This window comes from Streptomyces sp. NPDC041784, from assembly GCF_055591025.1.
The window spans coordinates 1-1378 of the sequence record NZ_JBVJAB010000093.1 but is presented as its reverse complement, the minus strand read 5'-3'; the positions used below and the strand labels follow the sequence as shown (position 1 = coordinate 1378).

The window sequence follows — 1378 nt, the reverse complement described above, 5'->3', positions numbered from 1 at the left end:
GGGACTGTAAGACGTTCGGTGTAACTCCCGATCATGGAAGATGCATCGATGACCAGTGAGAACGTGTTCGGATCTGAGGCTGTCGAGCCCGTGGAGGCTGTGCAGGCAAAGGCTGTGGACGACCAGTTGATCGACGAGCTGGTGGGCCGAGCCCAGGCCGAGGGTCTGCAGCTGACCGGTGAGGGCGGGCTGCTCCAGCAGCTGACCAAGCGGCTGCTGGAGTCCGCCCTGGAGGGGGAGATCACCGACCACCTCGGCTATGACAAGCACGACCCGGTCGGCAAGAACGGCGGCAACTCCCGCAACGGCAAACGCTCCAAGACCGTCCTGACCGATGTCGGACCGGTGGAGATAACCGTGCCCCGTGACCGCGACGGCTCCTTCGAACCAAAGATCGTCAAGAAGCGGCAGAAGCGCCTGAGCGGCGTCGACGAGATGGTCATCTCTCTGGCCGCGAAGGGCCTGACCACCGGCGAGGTGCAGGCGCACCTGGCCGAGGTCTATGGCGCCGAGGTCTCCCGGCAGACCATCTCCACCATCACCGACAAGGTGCTGGAGGGCATGGCCGAATGGCAGAGCCGGCCGCTCGACGCCGTCTATCCGGTGGTCTTCATCGATGCCATCCACGTGAAGATCCGTGACGGTGCGGTGGCCAACCGTCCCGTCTACGTGGCTCTGGCCGTGACCACCGAGGGCCGACGGGAGATTTTGGGGCTGTGGGCCGGTGACGGCGGTGAGGGCGCCAAGCACTGGCTGCACATCCTCACCGAGATCAAGAACCGCGGCGTGAGCGATGTGCTGATGCTGGTCTGCGACGGGCTCAAGGGCCTGCCCGAGGCGGTGGAGACGGTCTGGCCGCGGACGATCGTGCAGACCTGCGTGGTGCACCTGCTGCGGAACTCCTTCCGCTATGCCGCCCGGCAGGACTGGGACAAGATCGCCAAGCTTTTGAAGCCCGTCTATACGGCGCCGACCGAGGAGGCCGCCCTGGACAGGTTCGCCGAGTTCGCCGACGCCTGGGGCAGGAAATACCCGGCGATCGTGAAGCTGTGGGAGAACGCCTGGGAGGAGTTCACCCCGTTCCTGCGGTTCGACACCGAGATCCGTCGCATCGTCTGCACGACGAACGCGATCGAGTCGGTCAACGCCCGTATCCGCCGGGCGGTCAAGGCCCGCGGGCACTTCCCGAACGAGCAGGCCGCGTTGAAGTGCGTCTACATGGCGATCATGTCGCTCGACCCCACGGGCAAGGGCCAGGCCCGTTGGACCATGCGCTGGAAGACCGCGCTGAATGCCTTCGACATCACCTTCGACGGCCGCCTCTCCGCAGCCCGTCAGTAACCGTCAACCCCGGTTACACCGCTCGTTTGACAGACCC

The 1378-nt window shown here is 65.4% G+C and carries 1 protein-coding gene; it reads left to right on the top strand.

Annotated features, from left to right (window positions below; translation table 11 throughout):
- Window positions 1-48: 48 nt before the first annotated feature.
- Window positions 49-1341, top strand: coding sequence for an IS256 family transposase (locus ACZ6D7_RS47560; protein WP_469505174.1), 1293 nt, complete (start codon window positions 49-51; stop codon window positions 1339-1341).
- Window positions 1342-1378: the final 37 nt, after the last annotated feature.